Consider the following 14,462-nt stretch of genomic DNA (forward strand, 5'->3'; position numbering starts at 1 on the left):
ACTTCCGGCGTCTGCTCGGCCAGGATCGCGACGGCGTCGCGGGGCACCAGCGCGTCCTCGCGGCCCTTCTTGATGATGCCGGCCTTCTCCTCGGCGATCCCGGCCAGGTCGTCGCCGAGATACTCGGCGTGATCGAGGCTGATCGGGGTGATCACCGCGATCTCGCCGTCGATGACATTGGTTGCGTCCCAACGCCCGCCGAGACCCACCTCGACGACGGCCACGTCGACGGGCGCCTCCGCGAACGCGGCGTACGCCATCGCGGTGAGCACTTCGAACTTGCTCATCGCGGGGCCGCCGGCCGCCTGCGACTGCTGGTCGATCATCTGCACGTACGGCTCGATCTCCCGGTACGTGTCGACGTACCGGCGGGGCGACACCGGGCGCCCGTCGATGCTGATGCGCTCGGTGGCGAGCTGCAGGTGCGGGCTGGTGGTGCGGCCGGTGCGCCGGTGCAGCGCCGTGAGCAGCGCGTCGATCATCCGCGTCACCGACGTCTTGCCGTTGGTGCCGGTGACGTGGATGGCGGGATAGCCGTGCTGCGGCGAACCGAGTACGTCCATCAGGGCCGCGATCCGGGTGAGGGACGGCTCGATCTTCGTCTCGGGCCACCGCTTGTCGAGTTCCGCCTCGACCAGTGTCAGCTCCGCGAGGTCGACAGGACTGACTTCCTCCGGCGTGAAGTCGGGCGAGGTCACGCGCCTTCCAGCTCCTTCAATCGCTTGGTGATGCGTTCGATTTCTTCCGTCGCGATCTGCTGACGCGTACGGATCTTGTCCTTGACGGCGTCGGGGGCCTTGGCCAGGAACGCCTCGTTGGACAGCTTGGCCGTGGTACCGGCGAGTTCCTTCTGCGCGGCCGCGAGATCTTTCTCCAGCCGGGCCTTCTCGGCGCCGAGGTCGACGTTGCCGGACGTGTCGAGGTCGACGGTGACGGTCGCCTTGCTCAGGCGCACCTCCACCGACGCGGACACCGCGAACCCGTCCTCCGGGTCCGTCAGGCGCGCCAGCGACGTGACCGCGGCGAGCTGCGTGTCCAGATCGGCCTCGGCGATGCCGCTGATCCGTGCGGGAACCCGCTGCGAGGGCTTGAGACCCTGATCGCTGCGGAACCGGCGCACCTCGGTCACCAGTCGCTGCATGTCGTCGACACGCTGCGCCGCAACCGCATCCGCGGCCGCCTCGCTCGACTGCGGCCACTGCGCCACGACGACGGATTCACGCTCGGTGAGCGCCGTCCACAGCGTCTCGGTGACGAACGGGATCACCGGGTGGAGCAGGCGCAACAGGGCGTCGAGGACGTTGCCGAGCACGGCCCTCGTGTTCGCCGCGACCGTGTCGCTCTCGGCGAACTGCACCTTGGCCAGCTCGAGGTACCAGTCGCAGACCTCGTCCCACGCGAAGTGGAACAGCGCCTCGCACGCCTTGCTGAACTCGTACCGGTCGAATGCGGCGTCGACCTCCCCGCGCACCTGCTCGAGACGGTCGAGGATCCACCGGTCGGCGTCGGTGAGCTCGCCGCGTCCGGGCAGCGGTGCCGGCGCGGCCCCGTTCATGAGGGCGAACTTGGTCGCGTTGAACAGCTTGGTCGCGAAGTTCCGCGACGACTGCGCATGGTCCTCGCCGACGGACAGGTCGCTGCCGGGGTTGGCGCCGCGGGCCAGCGTGAAGCGGAGCGCATCGGCGCCGAAGCGGTCGACCCAGTCGAGCGGGTCGATGCCGTTGCCCCGCGACTTCGACATCTTCTTGCCGAACTGGTCGCGGACGAGGCCGTGCAGGAACACGTCCTCGAACGGCATCTGCGGTCCGGACTTGCCGCCAGCGATGGCGTCGTCCTCCGACACATACGTGCCGAACATCATCATCCGCGCCACCCAGAAGAACAGGATGTCGTAACCGGTGACGAGAACACTTGTGGGATAGAACTTCTCGAGCTCGGGAGTCTTCTCGGGCCAGCCCATGGTCGAGAACGGCCACAACCCAGAGGAGAACCAGGTGTCGAGGACGTCTGGATCCTGCACCCATCCCTCGGGTGCGGTCTCGTCCGGTCCGAAGCACGCGACCTCGCCGTCGGGGCCGTACCAGATCGGGATCCGGTGACCCCACCACAACTGACGCGAGATGCACCAGTCGTGCATGTCGTCGACCCAGGCGAACCACCGCGGTTCCTGACTGGCCGGGTGGATGACCGTGTCACCGTTGCGCACCGCGTCACCGGCGGCCTTCGCGAGGGACTCGACCTTCACCCACCACTGCAGCGACAGGCGCGGCTCGATGGACTCACCGGTGCGCTCGGAATGCCCGACGCTGTGCAGGTAGGGCCGCTTCTCCGCGACCACGCGACCCTGCTCGGCGAGCGCCTCGCGCACCTTGACGCGCGCCTCGAAGCGGTCGAGACCGTCGAATTGCGTTCCCGTGTCGGCGATCTTGCCGGTCTTGTCCATGATGGTCGGCATCGGCAGGTTGTGCCGCAGGCCCATCTCGAAGTCGTTGGGGTCGTGTGCGGGCGTGATCTTGACGGCGCCGGTGCCGAACTCGGGATCGACGTACTCGTCCGCGATGATCGGGATGTCGCGCCCCGTGAAGGGATGCTCGAGCGTCGTCCCGATCAGGTGCTTGTAGCGCTCGTCGTCGGGGTGGACGGCCACGGCGGTATCACCGAGCATCGTCTCGACACGGGTGGTCGCGACCACGACGTGCGGCTCGTCGTCGTTCAGCGAGCCGTACCGCAGCGAGACCAGCTCACCCTCGACGTCCTCGAACTTCACCTCGATGTCGGAGATCGCCGTCTGCAGCACGGGCGACCAGTTGACGAGACGCTCGGCCCGGTAGATCAGCCCGTCGTCGTACATGCGCTTGAAGATCGTCTGGACGGCGCGGGACAGCCCGTCGTCCATGGTGAACCGGTCGCGGCTCCAGTCGACGCTGTCACCGATCCGGCGCATCTGGCCGCCGATGGTGCCACCGGACTCGCGCTTCCAGTCCCACACCTTGTCGATGAACAGCTCGCGGCCGAAGTCTTCCTTCGTCTTGCCGTCGACGGCGAGCTGCTTCTCGACCACGGTTTGCGTCGCGATGCCCGCGTGGTCCATGCCGGGCAGCCACAGCACCTCATAGCCCTGCATCCGCTTGCGGCGGCTCAGCGCGTCCATCAACGTGTGGTCGAGCGCGTGACCCATGTGCAGGCTGCCGGTCACGTTCGGCGGCGGCAGGACGATGGAGTAGCCCGGCTTGTCGCTGTGCGGGTCCGCGCGGAAGTAACCGGCGTCTACCCAGCCCTGATACAGATCGTCCTCGACGGAACTGGGGTCCCAGCTCTTCGGAAGGGCATCGGCACGGTTCTGGGGATTTTCTGGAGCTGCACTGGTCACCCATCGAGTCTAATGAACGCGCGGACGACCGACGACGGGGCTACCGTCCGCCTCGCTACTGGTCGCTGAACAGGGCGCGGTGCACCTCGGTGGCGGTGCGATGCTCCGGGTCGACGGGGCGCAGCGCCTCGCCGGCATCCTCGCCGCCTGCCTGGGATCCTGCGGTGCTGTGCAGCTCGGAGAAGAGCTGCACGTGGTGGTCGTTCAAGGGATTCCTCCGGTTCGTCTGCCGCATCCAGTGCGGCAACCACTCGAGAATGTCGAGTATGCATCGAAAACGCCGCCGATCGGCGGCGACACGGCGACGGGCGCGCCGGTGAGGTTCACACACACGCCGGCAGTAGGCTCAGCCGGCCCGCTGTGCCACCACACAGGCGAGGTAGAGCGTCATACCCAGACCCGGTTCGTCCAGCGGGCGACCGAGGAGCCGGGCGATCTTGTCGAGTCGGTTGGCGAGGGTATTGCGGTGGACGTGCAGCCGCTGCGCCGCCCGGCTGGAGTTGAACCCGCACTCCCCCCACGCGATCAGCGTCTCCTGCAGGTGCGGCCAGTCGTTGTCGGTGGCCAACGCGCCGAGCACGGCCCGTGACAGTCTGTCACGGGTTTCCGCGGGTATCACCGAGACGGCCTGATGGAGGCGGAACCGGTCGATGTCGTAGACCTGTCCGCGTGGGTCGAGAACCGCGCCGAGCCGGAGCGCGTCGTACGCGTCCTGGGACGAGAGATTGAGCTGTTCGACCCCGTGCGCGATGGAGCCGATCCCCACGCGGGTGTCCCATCCCCGTTCACGGACCAGGGACACATACTTCCGGCACCGGTCCGTCAGAGCCGCATCCGCCGCGGGCGTCCGTGCGGTCACCACGGTGGTGACCGCGACGACCTGCCGGGCGAGCGGCGCGACCAGATCGGTCGCGGAGTCGAAGGCGTCCTGCACGGCGCGCAGGACCTTGTGCGACACGGGCTGCCCCGGGACCGCGACGTCGTCGGAGTGACTGTCGTAGCTGATCAGCAGCATGACCCGGGGAAGGCGCAGGTCGTATCCCAGACCCGTTGCCCGCCGGACGATCTGGGCCTCGGTGAACGTGGAGCGATGCCAATCACAGATGTCGCGGAGCAGTTCTTCCGCTGCCCGCTCGTAGGTCAGCCGCGTACCGATCCGCGAGGCCTCCTGCATCAGGATTTCGGTCTGCCGCTTGACCACGAGCCCGAATTGCTCGACCTGCTCGGGCGAACCGGACAGCCCGATCGTGCCCACCACGTCACCGTCGATGATGAGCGGAATGGTGACGCCGGGCAGACTGCCGACGAGGTCGCGGACGTCCGCTGCCGAATGCGCGATCATGCGCCGCGCACGGATCACCTCGATCGATGCCTCGTGGAATTGGCCGATGCGACGTTCGTCCCCGCTGCCGACCACCGTGCCTGCCGCGTCCGTGATGAGCACGTTGAACCCGATGACGTCGGTGATCTCGTTCGCGATCTGTTGCGCCAGAGCCTCACTCAGCATCGACAGTCCTTCCGAACCCTGCGAGGGGTTGTGCATATCGCACAATCAAGTATCGATTCCAGTGTATATCAAGGTCAACTTGCCTAGTGACCTCGGTCACATGCCGTTCCTACGATGGGTTCATCCCAACTAGGAGTTCACATGGCAATCCTCGACTGGATACTTCTCGGTGCCTACTTCCTGCTTCTCGTCCTGATCGGCGTCCAGACCATGCGACGCGTCAAGTCGCCGGACGATTTCGCCGTGGCAGGCAACCGAATCATCTGGCCGGTCTTCTTCGGCAGCCTGGCCGCAGCGTTCCTCGGCGGCGGAGCATCGCTCGGTGTCGCCGGCGCCGCGATGCGTGACGGCTACGTGTACATGTTCGCCTTCTGCGCATTCGGCGTTCAGACGGTGCTCGTCGGCTACTTCGTCGCGCCCAGACTCAAGAACTACATCGGCGCCCACACCCTCGGCGACATCATGGAGGCCCACTACGGCCGGCCGGCGAGACTGGTCACCGGCGTACTGTCCGTCGTCCTGTGTGCCGGCATCCTCGGCGCCCAGGCCCTGGCCATCGGTACCGTCGTCAACGCCACCCTCGACGTGCCCACCGTGCCCGCGGTGATCATCGGCATGGGTGTGGTCGTGCTCTACTCCTCGTTCGGTGGGGCTTGGGCGGTAATCCAGACGGACCTGTTGCAGTTCGTCTTCCTGGGAGTACTCCTGCCGGTGGCGCTCCTCATCGGGCTCGACGCCGTCGGCGGACCGTCGGCCCTCCTGGACAGTGTTCCCGCCGAGCATCTTTCGTTCATGGGTGACTACTCCCCCGCACAGTTCCTCACGCTCTTCGCGGCACTACTGCTCGGCGAGACGCTGGTCCCGCCGTACGCGCAGCGGACGTTCTCCACCCCCGACTCGCGGCACGCCCGTAAGGGTTACGCACTGGCCGGGTTCTTCTCGTTCTTCTTCTTCTTCACCTCGGCGTCTCTCGGGTTGATCGCACTCGTCCTGTACCCGGACATCGAAAGCGATCAGGCGCTACCGACCGTGGTGATGAATCTGATGCCGGTCGGCGTTCTCGGGTTGGTGGTGGCGGCGCTGATGGCGGTCGTGATGTCGACGGCGAGTTCCTACCTCAATTCCACCGCCGTCGTCCTGACCAAGGACATCTACCAGCCCCTCAGCCCCACCGAGCTGCCGCCGTCGAGGCGGCTCACCATTGAGAGGGCCACCAGTGTCGTCGTCGGTGCCGGGGCGACCATCTTCGCCCTCAGCGTTCCGTCCATCGTCGACGCCCTTCTCTACAGCTACACACTGTGGGCTCCGACGGTCATCGTTCCGTTGTTCGGCGCGGTGCTGTTCGGCGTGCGGTCCGCGCCGGCGGCACTGTCGGCGATCACGGCGGGCGCGATCGTCACCGCGGTGTGGCAGTGGGGCCTCGACGCTCCGTTCGGACTGGATGGGCTGGTGCCCGGCGTCGTCGCCAACCTCCTCGTCTTCGTCACGGTCGCGACGGCCACCTCGTCCCGCTATCCGCGCCGGCAACAGCCTGCCGTCCGCGTCACCGAAGGAGAATTCGCATGATTCCCGTCCTCCTCTATTACGGGGTACCCACCGCCGTCGTCACCGTCACCCTGTGGGTCGGATTCCTCGGCTGGCGCTTCTACGTCAAGGAAGTGCTCCGCGGTGACAGCGGTGGCGCCACAGCGGGCGAGCGCGACCATGGATGACATCGTGGACGTCCCCGGGGTGACCACCGGCACCAGCCCGTACCCGTCGGCGCGCAGGGTCGGCGACCTCGTGTTCGTCTCCGGCCAGGTCTCGTTCGACGACACCGGCAACGTCGTCGGTACCGATGTGGTGGAGCAGACACGTCACTCCCTCACACGACTCGACAGGGTCCTCGCCGCGGCCGGCGCCACCCTGCACGACATCGCCTCGGCCACGGTGTATCTCGCGAACGCCGAGGACGCCCCGCGTTTCAACGAGGAATGGATGCGCTGGTTCGCCGCAGACCACCGCCCGGCCAGGGCAACGGTGGTCGCAGCCCTGCTGGACCCGCAGCTACTCGTGGAGATACAGGCCGTCGCCGTCACGGGCCGGGGCTCGACCGAAGGAAAGGAAGCGGAATGAAGGTGGCAGTTCTCGGAGCAGGGGTCGTCGGTGTGGCGACCGCCCACGCTCTGGTCGAGCGTGGACACGAGGTGCATGTATACGACCGGCGCAGCGAGGTCGCGTCCGACACCAGCGCGAGCACCGCCGGATTGATCGCCCCCGGTCACTCCTACGCGTGGGCGTCGCCGTCGGCTCCCACCATGCTGGTCCGATCGTTGCTCGGCGCGTCGACCTCGATCCGTGTCCGCCCCCGGGCGGACGCCGAACTCGCCCGGTGGGGTGTGCGATTCCTCCGCGAGTGCACGGCCTCCCGGGCGCGGTCGAACACTCTCGCGAAGCTCCGACTGGCCCGGTACAGCCAGCAGCTGATGGACGAACTCACCGCCCGCGAGAACCTGGAGTACTGCCAGACACGCAACGGCGTGCTGTACCTGTACCGGGAGGAAGCGGAACTCGAGCACGCGCAGGTGAACTCGCAGCTGCTCCGCGACCACGGACAGCAGCAGGACGTGCTGGGACCGGAGGAGATCGCGGCCGCGGAGCCCGCCCTCCGGCACGGGACGGCCACGTTCGCGGGGGCGATCCACGACCGCACCGACGGCACCGGCGACCCGCACCGGTTCTCGGTGGGGCTCGCCGAGGAATGCGGACGGCTAGGGGTCCGGTTCCACCTGGGCACGTCCGTCATGCGCCTCGAGACCGACGGCGCGGCCATCACCTCGGCCGTCACCGACCGGGGCGACATTCGCGCGGATGCCTTCGTCCTCGCCGCGGGGGCCGCAAGTGCTCTCGTCGCGAGGAGTGTCGGTCTGCGGCTACCCGTCTACCCGGCCAAGGGATACACGCTGACCGCGACCGTCAAGGACCCCGAACGCGCACCGGTGGTGGGCGGCATCGACGAGAAGACACTCGTCGCCTGGTCGCGGTTCGGTGACGAGCTGAGAATGTCGGCCACCGCGGAATTCGTCGGGTACGACCGCAGTCACTCGCCCGCCGACTACGCGGGCATCGTGGACGCGGGGAACGAACTGTTCCCCGGCGCCGTGGACTGGGACACGGCCAGATACCGGACGGGCCTTCGCCCGATGACGCCCGACGGCCCGCCGATGATCGGGCTGGGACGGCACGACAATCTGTACTTCAACACCGGTCACGGTCACGTCGGCTGGACCATGGCGGTCGGCTCGGCCCGCATCCTCGCGGATCTCGTGGACGAACGGCGACCGGACATCGACCCGAGTCCGTACTCCCCGATTTCGTCGCGCCGGCATCCGAGCGGACGAGGCGCGTAACGAAGTGCACTGACCCGACGACTATCCGAGCGTGCCTCCCGAAACGGCGGCGCACCGACCTCGCTGACCGCAACCCCCGACTGCGGTCAGCGAGGTCGACACATCAGCGCGACAGATGCTTCGCGCTAGCCGCTTTCGGCGTCACGCTTGGCGAACGCCAGTTGCATTTCCCAGCCCTCGATATTGCCTTCGTAGGCGGCCGCGCGGCGCTCGGCATTCGGGTACAAGGCGGCGAATCCGGTCTCGACGACGCGGAGGAGCGTGCCACCGTCCCGCTCCGACAGGAAGAACTCGACCAGGGTGGACGTGCCCTCCACGAGCGGCTGCGCGGGATCGTCTCCCCCACGGAACGAGACGTAGTGCGGTGCGTCGGACGTGACGGGAAGTATCGGGAAGCGCCCGTACGGGGGAAAGTCCACGACGAAGACGTCGCCTTCGCGTGTGGTGGTCGTCTTGCCGGGTTCGCCGTCGCCGATGAACCAGCCGGGTTCACTCACCAGCCGGAACACCCGCTCGATGGGGGCGTCGATCTGAATCTCGCGCTCGATCCTGTCCTGGGATGCGTCCGGAACGCTCATGATCATCCTCACCTCTCGACAATGTGCTACCTCACGGTTGCACATCGGCGGCCATTTGCGCAACCGTCAGGTTGCACTAGCGGGGGTGGGGGCAGGAAAGACGCGTCCGGGCGCCCGCCGGTCGCCGGAAGGCGATGGGGCGGGCACCCGGGGAACGTGTCAGCTGAAGTGCGCCAGCAGGGCGTCGCGCTGACGGTCGCCGAGGCCACGGAGGCGGCGCGTCGGAGCGATCTCCAGGTTGGCCATGATCTCCTGGGCCTTCACCTTGCCGATCTTCGGCAGGGCTTCCAGAATGGCGCTGACCTTGGTCTTTCCGATGATGTCGTCGACATCGGCCTTGGAAAGGACCTGCTTGAGGGTGATGTCACCGGACTTGAGCTTGTCCTTGAGCTCTGCGCGTGCCTTACGAGCGGCGGCGGCCTTCTCGAGAGCTGCTGCCCGCTGTTCGTCAGTGAGCTGGGGAAGTGCCACGATGTCTCCTTCATTCGGGGTACGTATCGAACACCGTAGCGAGAGAACCGCTACTTCACCGCATCCATCGGACGTGTCGCGGATCCTGTCCGATTCGACACGCCCCGCTCACGGGTCCGACGGCGCCGAAAATACCAGGACGCGGGCCGTGCGCTGTGTCATGCTCGACGTGTTCCGATCGGTTCAGTTCACACGTCGAGTTCAGGAAGGACGTAGCGATGCGCGCACTGCCCTCAGCCCACGCAGCCCGGTTGCAGCCGTCACGCACGGGCATCGCCTCCTCCTTCCCCGTCGGCAGGCAAGGCGAACGCGGGATCATGCCCGCCCCGAAGACCCACCGCACCGCCCGCCACGCCTGACTCGACTTCCGTCGGCCGGCGTGCCCCCACCGCCGCGAACCGACAGAACCGAGATCTCCCGTGAGGCACTTCTCCCGTAACCCACCCGGCAGCACCCTCGACGCGCGCAACTGGTCGCGTGCGGATGTGCTGGTCCTCAATGTGACGTACGAGGCCCTCTGTGAGATTCCCGCCGAGCGCGCCGTCGTGCTGATCAGTGTCGGTGCGGCCGAGACGGTCGCTGATCGGGAGCCGCCGTTCCCGATCCGCTCGCAGCACGTCGAGATCAGCCTGCCGCAGACCATCCGACTGCTGCGTTACGTCTACGTCCCGCACTCCGTGCTGGTGACCGACAGCAGCCGCGCGACGTTCGCGGGCGTGTTCCGCCGCGACCGCAATCGTTGCGGCTACTGCGCCGAGCCTGTCGCGACGACCATCGACCACGTGCTGCCGAGGAGCCGCGGTGGCCCGAACACCTGGGCCAACCTCGTGGCCTGCTGCGTCCCCTGCAACCAGAGGAAGGCCGACCGCACACCGGAGGAGGCGGGAATGCCGCTCCTCTGGGAGCCGAAGGCGCCCCGGCACATCGAGAAGGCGCAGCGGCAGATCTGGAGGGATCTCGCGGCGGTCTGACCGCGAGACCCCCGCACCCGCCTCCACCCGACCGACCTTCTCCCGGGAAGGGGAGATTTCCCGATGACCGACGTCCTGGACACGACCCTGTCCACCCTGCTGCCTGCCTCCGACGACCCCGCGGGCTGGGTCGACGCCGCGTGTCGCGCCGACCCCGAGCCGGACCGGTGGTTCCCGTTCCCGACCGAGGATTTCGCGTACGCGCGCGACGTGTGTCATCACTGCCCACTGCGGACGCGCTGCGAGCTGTTCGCCAGGGCCACCGGCCAGTCCGGCGTGTGGGGTGGCAAGGAATTCGATCGGGGTCGCGAGAAGCGGGCGTGACTCCGCCTCGGCGCGGCCCCGGTCCGCCGGCTACCGGCCCAGGATCTCGGGCAGCGCGACGTCCTCGCCCCGCACGTGCTCGGAGAGGAACGAGAGCACGACCTGGTACCAGACCTTCGCGTTCTGCGGGGTGAGGATCCAGTGGTTCTCGTCCGGGAAGTAGAGGAAGCGGTGTTCGGTGCGACCGTCGTCGTCCGCGGGCAACCCCGACTCGGACAGCAGCTCGAACCACAGCCGCAGCCCGTCACCGATCGGAACGCGAAAGTCCTTGTCGCCGTGGATGACCAGCATGGGGGTCACGATGTCCGCGACGTACAGGTGCGGCGAGTTCTCCACCGCCATCTCGGGCGTCATCTCCCGCTGCCAGTACCAGGCGGCATCGGTGGTGGGGCCGAACTGGTCCAGCGCCCACAGGCTGGCGTGGGTGACGATCGCCTTGAACCGGTCGGTGTGTCCGGCGATCCAGTTGGCCATGTAACCGCCGAACGATCCGCCCATCGCCGCGGTGCGCTTGTCGTCGATCTCCGGCAGTGCCACCGCGGCGTCGGTGATCGCCATGAGATCGGTGAACGGGGCCTTACCCCACTTACCCCAGCCCCGCTCGACGAACTCCTGCCCGTAGCCGGTGGACAACGCCGGATCGGGCAGCAGCACGGCGTATCCCCGCGCCACGAGCAGCCACGGGTTCCATCGCCACGACCAGGTGTTCCACGACCCCAGGGGGCCGCCGTGCACCCACAGCGCGAGAGGAACCGGCGCGTGGGCGGAGGCGCCGGTCGGCACCGCGAGCCACGCGCGCACCGCGGCGCCGTCGGCGGCGACCGTCTCGACCTCCGTCAGCGTCCCCGGCAACTCGGGGAGGTCGGCGGGCGCCTTCAGCAGTGAGACGGCGCCGGAGGTGATGTCGATGCGCACCGGGTGCGGCGGCGCCGCGTACGACGCCCGCAGCGCGAACACCGTCGACCCGTCGGGGGCGACCTGCAGGTCGGTGTACGCGCAGTCGTCGGTCGTCACCCGAGTGGGGTCCGCGCCGTCACGGAGCAGGAAGATCGGCGCGCGCCCGCGGTCGTCGGCGGTGACGAGGAGCCCCGACCCGTCGGACAGCCAGACCACGGACGTGGCCCACCGGTCCCACCCCGGCGCCACCTCCGAGACGGTGCCACTGTCGAAGCTGTAGCGGTGCAGCGTGAATCGCGGCGCGGAGTCGGGTGTCGCATGTGATTCCCGCATGAACACGACGTGCCGTCCGTCCGGGGAGATCACCGGGTCCGACAGATCGGCGTCGGCGTCGTCGACGAGGATCGTGCGCGCCCCCGTCTCGGTGTCGATGCGCACGAGGATGTTCCGGATCGACGCCAGCGGACCGGAAACCGTCCACGACGTCACGACGAAGGCGCCGTCGTCGCTCAGCGCGTAGTTCGCCTCCCGCAGCGCCGGACCCGGCATCGGGGTGAGGTCGGTCAGCTCCGGCTCCTGCCCGTTCTCCGCGAGCGCGTCCAGTGAGGCGGACAGGAGGTGGGGCACCTCGGGACCGAGATCGTGGTCCCAATAGCGGATCGGGTAGCCCGTGTGCAGGATCGCCGAGACCTTCTTCTCCTTGCGCTCGGTGCGCACCCGCTCGTCGTCGGCGGACTCCCCGGATCTCCCGAGAACCCCGGTGGTGACGACGACCCGCGGCGCGCACCGTGCGGCGCGGACCCCGGTGATGCCGCCGCCGCGGCGCGCGACGACCACCGCCTCGCCGCCCCGCGCGGGCAGCCGCCACAGGTCGTCGGGAAGGTCGTCCTCGTCCTGCGTCGGACGGGAGGACGTGAAGAGGAGATCGCCGTCGCTGGTGAACGTCGGGTTGGACTCCCCGCTGCGGCCACGGGTGAGCCGGCGGGCCGCGAACCCGCCGGTGGGATCGACCTCCCACAACGCGGTGACGTACTTCGTCGCCTTCTCGTCGAGCGTCGACTGCGCGACGACCAGCCTTCGCCCGTCCGCGGACAGCGCGAGGCCGCCGACGCGGCCGAGCGCGAGGTAGTCGTCGAGGTCGTCGAAAGGAGTTCCGGCGTGGAGTTCAGGAATCGCGGTCACGAGTCGTTGGTATCACGAACCGGGCTCACACCGTCGGACATCCGCGTCTCAGACGAGCAGGGGCGCGACCCGCGGCGGAATCTCGTTCAACGCGTACGGCAGGCTCAATACGGTGCTCCACGCCATCGCCTCGGCAGCGGCGTCCTCGAGCGTGATCGTGCGGCCGGCCTTCACCACGTCGAGTTCCTGATAGATCGGTGTCTTGTCGAGTTCCTCGCGCAGCTTGTCGCCGTAACCGCCGCCTGCGTACCAGACGAGGAGATCGACGTTCGCGAGCGACAGCTGCTCCGTGCTGATCTCGGCGAAGTTGCCGGTGATCTGCTCCGTCACAGCGGGATTGACGAAGCCGAGTTCGGTGAAGAAGCGGACCTTCGGATCCTCCGGACCGTACACACCGAATTGCCCGGGACCCTTGAGCGCGCCGACGAGGACGGTCTTTCCCGCGAACGCCGGGTTGGCGGCCCGGACGTCGTCGAACTGCGTCTCGACGGAGGACACGAGCTCGGCAGCCTTGTCCTTCTTGCCGAGCGTCTCGCCGAGAATCCTCGTCTGGTCCTGCCACGGGACGCCGAAGTCGGCGAACTCCTTGGGCTGCGCGACCGTCGGCGCGATGGCGCTCAGCTTGTCGTACTGGGCCTGGGTGAGGCCGGAGTAGGTACCGACCACCAGATCCGGGGCGACCGTCGCGACCTTCTCGAAATCGATGTTGGTCGACGCCGTGCCCACGATCTCGGGCTGCGCGTCGCCGAGGAGGTCCTGCGCCCACGGCCACACGCCGTAGGGGTAGTCGCCGTACCAGTCGAACGTGCCTGCCAGCGTGCCGCCGAGCGCGAGGATCGTGTCCTGGTCGTTGTAGCCCACGCTGACGATGCGCTGCGGGTCGGTCGGCACCTGGGTCTCGCCGTACTTGTGGGCGATGACGGGGCCGGACGGCTCACTGCCGGAGCCGTCGCCGTCCGAGCTGCTGCAGGCCGCGGCGAACGCGAGCAGCGCTCCCCCGGTGCCCACGAGGAATCCGCGTCGGCTCAGGCCGATCCTCTGTTGACCCACGTTCATGCGGCGACCCTCTCGTCTACCAGGTACTACGAACCACTTAGGTAAGGCTTGCCGAGCTTAGCCTAAGGGGTCGCGCGGACGGGTTCGCGCCACATCGCCCACAGCGTCGGCCCGCCGTCCGGGATCCGGATCTCGCCGGTGACGTCGAAGCCGAACCGCTGGTAGTAGGAAATGTTGTCTTCCTTGCTCGACTCCAGATATGCCGGGAGCCCCTCGGCATCACATCGGTCCAGCCGCGACCGCAACAGCGCCTTCCCGTAACCGCCGCCCCGTCCCGCGTTCGACGTCCCGATCGTCGCCAGATACCAGTGCACGGGATCGACCGGGTGTGCGTCCTCGACGGTTCCGCTCACCGCGGCCCCGACGCCCAGCCGCGAGCCGAACGCGCGGACCAGCCCCGGCAGGCTGAGGAGCGACGACAACGTCGACTGCTTCCAGCCGCCGGGCGGATCCCACATCGCGGCCCCGCGGACCACGCCGTCGCCGTCCTCGGCCAGTTCGGCTCCGCCCCCGGCAAGATGGTGATGGCGGATCTCCACCGCGAACAGTCTCGGCAGGCCGCGCCGCCTGCGCTCGGGATCCGGCCACATCCACACCATCACGGGGTCGTCGAAGAACGCGTCGGCCAGGACGCGCGCCAGTTCGGGGATGTCGGATCCGGTCGCCGCTCGCACGCTCACACCCATGTCCAGAGGGTACGGGCACACCAGGCGGGCG

General features: G+C 68.1%; 16 protein-coding genes. 7 read left to right on the top strand and 9 right to left on the bottom strand.

Translation table 11 applies throughout. The features are described 5' to 3' along the window. The 4 genes from QM693_RS30600 to QM693_RS30615 form a co-directional block, all read right to left on the bottom strand. Nucleotides 1–698 (bottom strand): bifunctional folylpolyglutamate synthase/dihydrofolate synthase (locus tag QM693_RS30600; RefSeq protein WP_283354209.1); only part of this gene is annotated, 698 nt, incomplete at its 3' end. Beyond that, nucleotides 695–3,370: a valine--tRNA ligase gene (locus QM693_RS30605; protein ID WP_283354210.1), complete on the bottom strand. Its 2,676-nt coding sequence runs from the start codon at nt 3,368–3,370 to the stop codon at nt 695–697. The genes QM693_RS30605 and QM693_RS30600, both read right to left, overlap by 4 nt. Before the next feature lie 55 nt (nt 3,371–3,425). Next, entirely contained in the window at nt 3,426–3,578 is a 153-nt protein-coding gene (locus QM693_RS30610; RefSeq protein WP_009474026.1) for a hypothetical protein, read from the bottom strand. Between the two features lie 138 nt (nt 3,579–3,716). Continuing rightward, a complete protein-coding gene (locus tag QM693_RS30615) occupies nt 3,717–4,877 on the bottom strand; it encodes a CdaR family transcriptional regulator (protein WP_283354211.1) in 1,161 nt (386 codons plus the stop codon). 141 nt (nt 4,878–5,018) lie between these two features. Here QM693_RS30615 and QM693_RS30620 point away from each other — a divergent pair, with 141 nt between their 5' ends. Genes QM693_RS30620 through QM693_RS30635 form a run of 4 tightly spaced genes read left to right on the top strand, consistent with a single transcriptional unit; the run spans nt 5,019 to nt 8,266 of the window. Next, nucleotides 5,019–6,443 (top strand): sodium:solute symporter family protein, encoded by a 1,425-nt coding sequence (locus QM693_RS30620; RefSeq protein WP_283333608.1) that lies wholly within the window; start codon nt 5,019–5,021, stop codon nt 6,441–6,443. Next, complete coding sequence (locus tag QM693_RS30625) at nt 6,440–6,589, top strand: hypothetical protein (protein WP_280782386.1); 150 nt, start codon at nt 6,440–6,442, stop codon at nt 6,587–6,589. Before QM693_RS30620 ends, QM693_RS30625 begins: the two co-directional genes overlap by 4 nt. Further along, nucleotides 6,582–6,992: a RidA family protein gene (locus tag QM693_RS30630; RefSeq protein WP_280782385.1), complete on the top strand. Its 411-nt coding sequence runs from the start codon at nt 6,582–6,584 to the stop codon at nt 6,990–6,992. Before QM693_RS30625 ends, QM693_RS30630 begins: the two co-directional genes overlap by 8 nt. Next, on the top strand, nt 6,989–8,266 hold the full coding sequence (locus tag QM693_RS30635) for a D-amino acid dehydrogenase (protein ID WP_283354212.1): 1,278 nt from the start codon (nt 6,989–6,991) through the stop codon (nt 8,264–8,266). Before QM693_RS30630 ends, QM693_RS30635 begins: the two co-directional genes overlap by 4 nt. 125 nt (nt 8,267–8,391) lie before the next feature. On the opposite strand, the gene QM693_RS30640 is transcribed toward QM693_RS30635, so the two are convergent. Both QM693_RS30640 and mihF read right to left on the bottom strand, forming a co-directional pair. After that, entirely contained in the window at nt 8,392–8,850 is a 459-nt protein-coding gene (locus tag QM693_RS30640) for an SRPBCC family protein (RefSeq protein ID WP_280782383.1), read from the bottom strand. A gap of 153 nt (nt 8,851–9,003) precedes the next feature. Next, the gene (gene mihF / locus QM693_RS30645; protein WP_005248100.1) at nt 9,004–9,315 is read right to left on the bottom strand and encodes an integration host factor, actinobacterial type; all 312 of its coding nucleotides are present in this window, start codon (nt 9,313–9,315) and stop codon (nt 9,004–9,006) included. Between the two features lie 218 nt (nt 9,316–9,533). Here mihF and QM693_RS30650 point away from each other — a divergent pair, with 218 nt between their 5' ends. The 3 genes from QM693_RS30650 (at nt 9,534) to QM693_RS30660 (ending at nt 10,610) form a co-directional block, all read left to right on the top strand. Beyond that, nucleotides 9,534–9,674: a hypothetical protein gene (locus QM693_RS30650; RefSeq protein ID WP_283354213.1), complete on the top strand. Its 141-nt coding sequence runs from the start codon at nt 9,534–9,536 to the stop codon at nt 9,672–9,674. 60 nt (nt 9,675–9,734) lie between these two features. Further along, nucleotides 9,735–10,286, top strand: coding sequence for an HNH endonuclease (locus QM693_RS30655; RefSeq protein ID WP_283333603.1), 552 nt, complete (start codon nt 9,735–9,737; stop codon nt 10,284–10,286). Between the two features lie 63 nt (nt 10,287–10,349). Then, a complete protein-coding gene (locus QM693_RS30660) occupies nt 10,350–10,610 on the top strand; it encodes a WhiB family transcriptional regulator (protein WP_280782380.1) in 261 nt (86 codons plus the stop codon). Nucleotides 10,611–10,640: 30 nt separating this feature from the next. Here QM693_RS30660 and QM693_RS30665 read toward each other — a convergent pair whose 3' ends face one another. The 3 genes from QM693_RS30665 to QM693_RS30675 all read right to left on the bottom strand — a co-directional run bounded on the left by QM693_RS30665 (nt 10,641) and on the right by QM693_RS30675 (nt 14,431). After that, nucleotides 10,641–12,689 (bottom strand): S9 family peptidase, encoded by a 2,049-nt coding sequence (locus tag QM693_RS30665; protein WP_283354214.1) that lies wholly within the window; start codon nt 12,687–12,689, stop codon nt 10,641–10,643. Nucleotides 12,690–12,737: 48 nt separating this feature from the next. Further along, nucleotides 12,738–13,745 carry an iron-siderophore ABC transporter substrate-binding protein gene (locus tag QM693_RS30670; RefSeq protein WP_283354215.1) on the bottom strand — a complete coding sequence of 336 codons (1,008 nt, stop codon included), beginning with the start codon at nt 13,743–13,745 and terminating at the stop codon, nt 12,738–12,740. 62 nt (nt 13,746–13,807) lie between these two features. Next, complete coding sequence (locus QM693_RS30675; RefSeq protein WP_280782377.1) at nt 13,808–14,431, bottom strand: GNAT family N-acetyltransferase; 624 nt, start codon at nt 14,429–14,431, stop codon at nt 13,808–13,810. Between the last annotated feature and the right edge of the window lie 31 nt (nt 14,432–14,462).

The organism is Rhodococcus sp. IEGM 1305 (assembly GCF_030058635.1).
GTDB classification, from domain to species: domain Bacteria; phylum Actinomycetota; class Actinomycetes; order Mycobacteriales; family Mycobacteriaceae; genus Rhodococcus_F; species Rhodococcus_F opacus_D.

Coding starts and splice junctions, on each gene's coding strand:
- QM693_RS30615 (WP_283354211.1), bottom strand. CDS start 4,877: ATGCTGAGTGAGGCTCTGGCGCAACAGATCGCGAACGAGATCACCGAC.
- QM693_RS30620 (WP_283333608.1), top strand. CDS start 5,019: ATGGCAATCCTCGACTGGATACTTCTCGGTGCCTACTTCCTGCTTCTC.
- QM693_RS30625 (WP_280782386.1), top strand. CDS start 6,440: ATGATTCCCGTCCTCCTCTATTACGGGGTACCCACCGCCGTCGTCACC.
- QM693_RS30630 (WP_280782385.1), top strand. CDS start 6,582: ATGGATGACATCGTGGACGTCCCCGGGGTGACCACCGGCACCAGCCCG.
- QM693_RS30635 (WP_283354212.1), top strand. CDS start 6,989: ATGAAGGTGGCAGTTCTCGGAGCAGGGGTCGTCGGTGTGGCGACCGCC.
- QM693_RS30640 (WP_280782383.1), bottom strand. CDS start 8,850: ATGATCATGAGCGTTCCGGACGCATCCCAGGACAGGATCGAGCGCGAG.
- QM693_RS30650 (WP_283354213.1), top strand. CDS start 9,534: ATGCGCGCACTGCCCTCAGCCCACGCAGCCCGGTTGCAGCCGTCACGC.
- QM693_RS30660 (WP_280782380.1), top strand. CDS start 10,350: ATGACCGACGTCCTGGACACGACCCTGTCCACCCTGCTGCCTGCCTCC.
- QM693_RS30670 (WP_283354215.1), bottom strand. CDS start 13,745: ATGAACGTGGGTCAACAGAGGATCGGCCTGAGCCGACGCGGATTCCTC.
- QM693_RS30675 (WP_280782377.1), bottom strand. CDS start 14,431: ATGGGTGTGAGCGTGCGAGCGGCGACCGGATCCGACATCCCCGAACTG.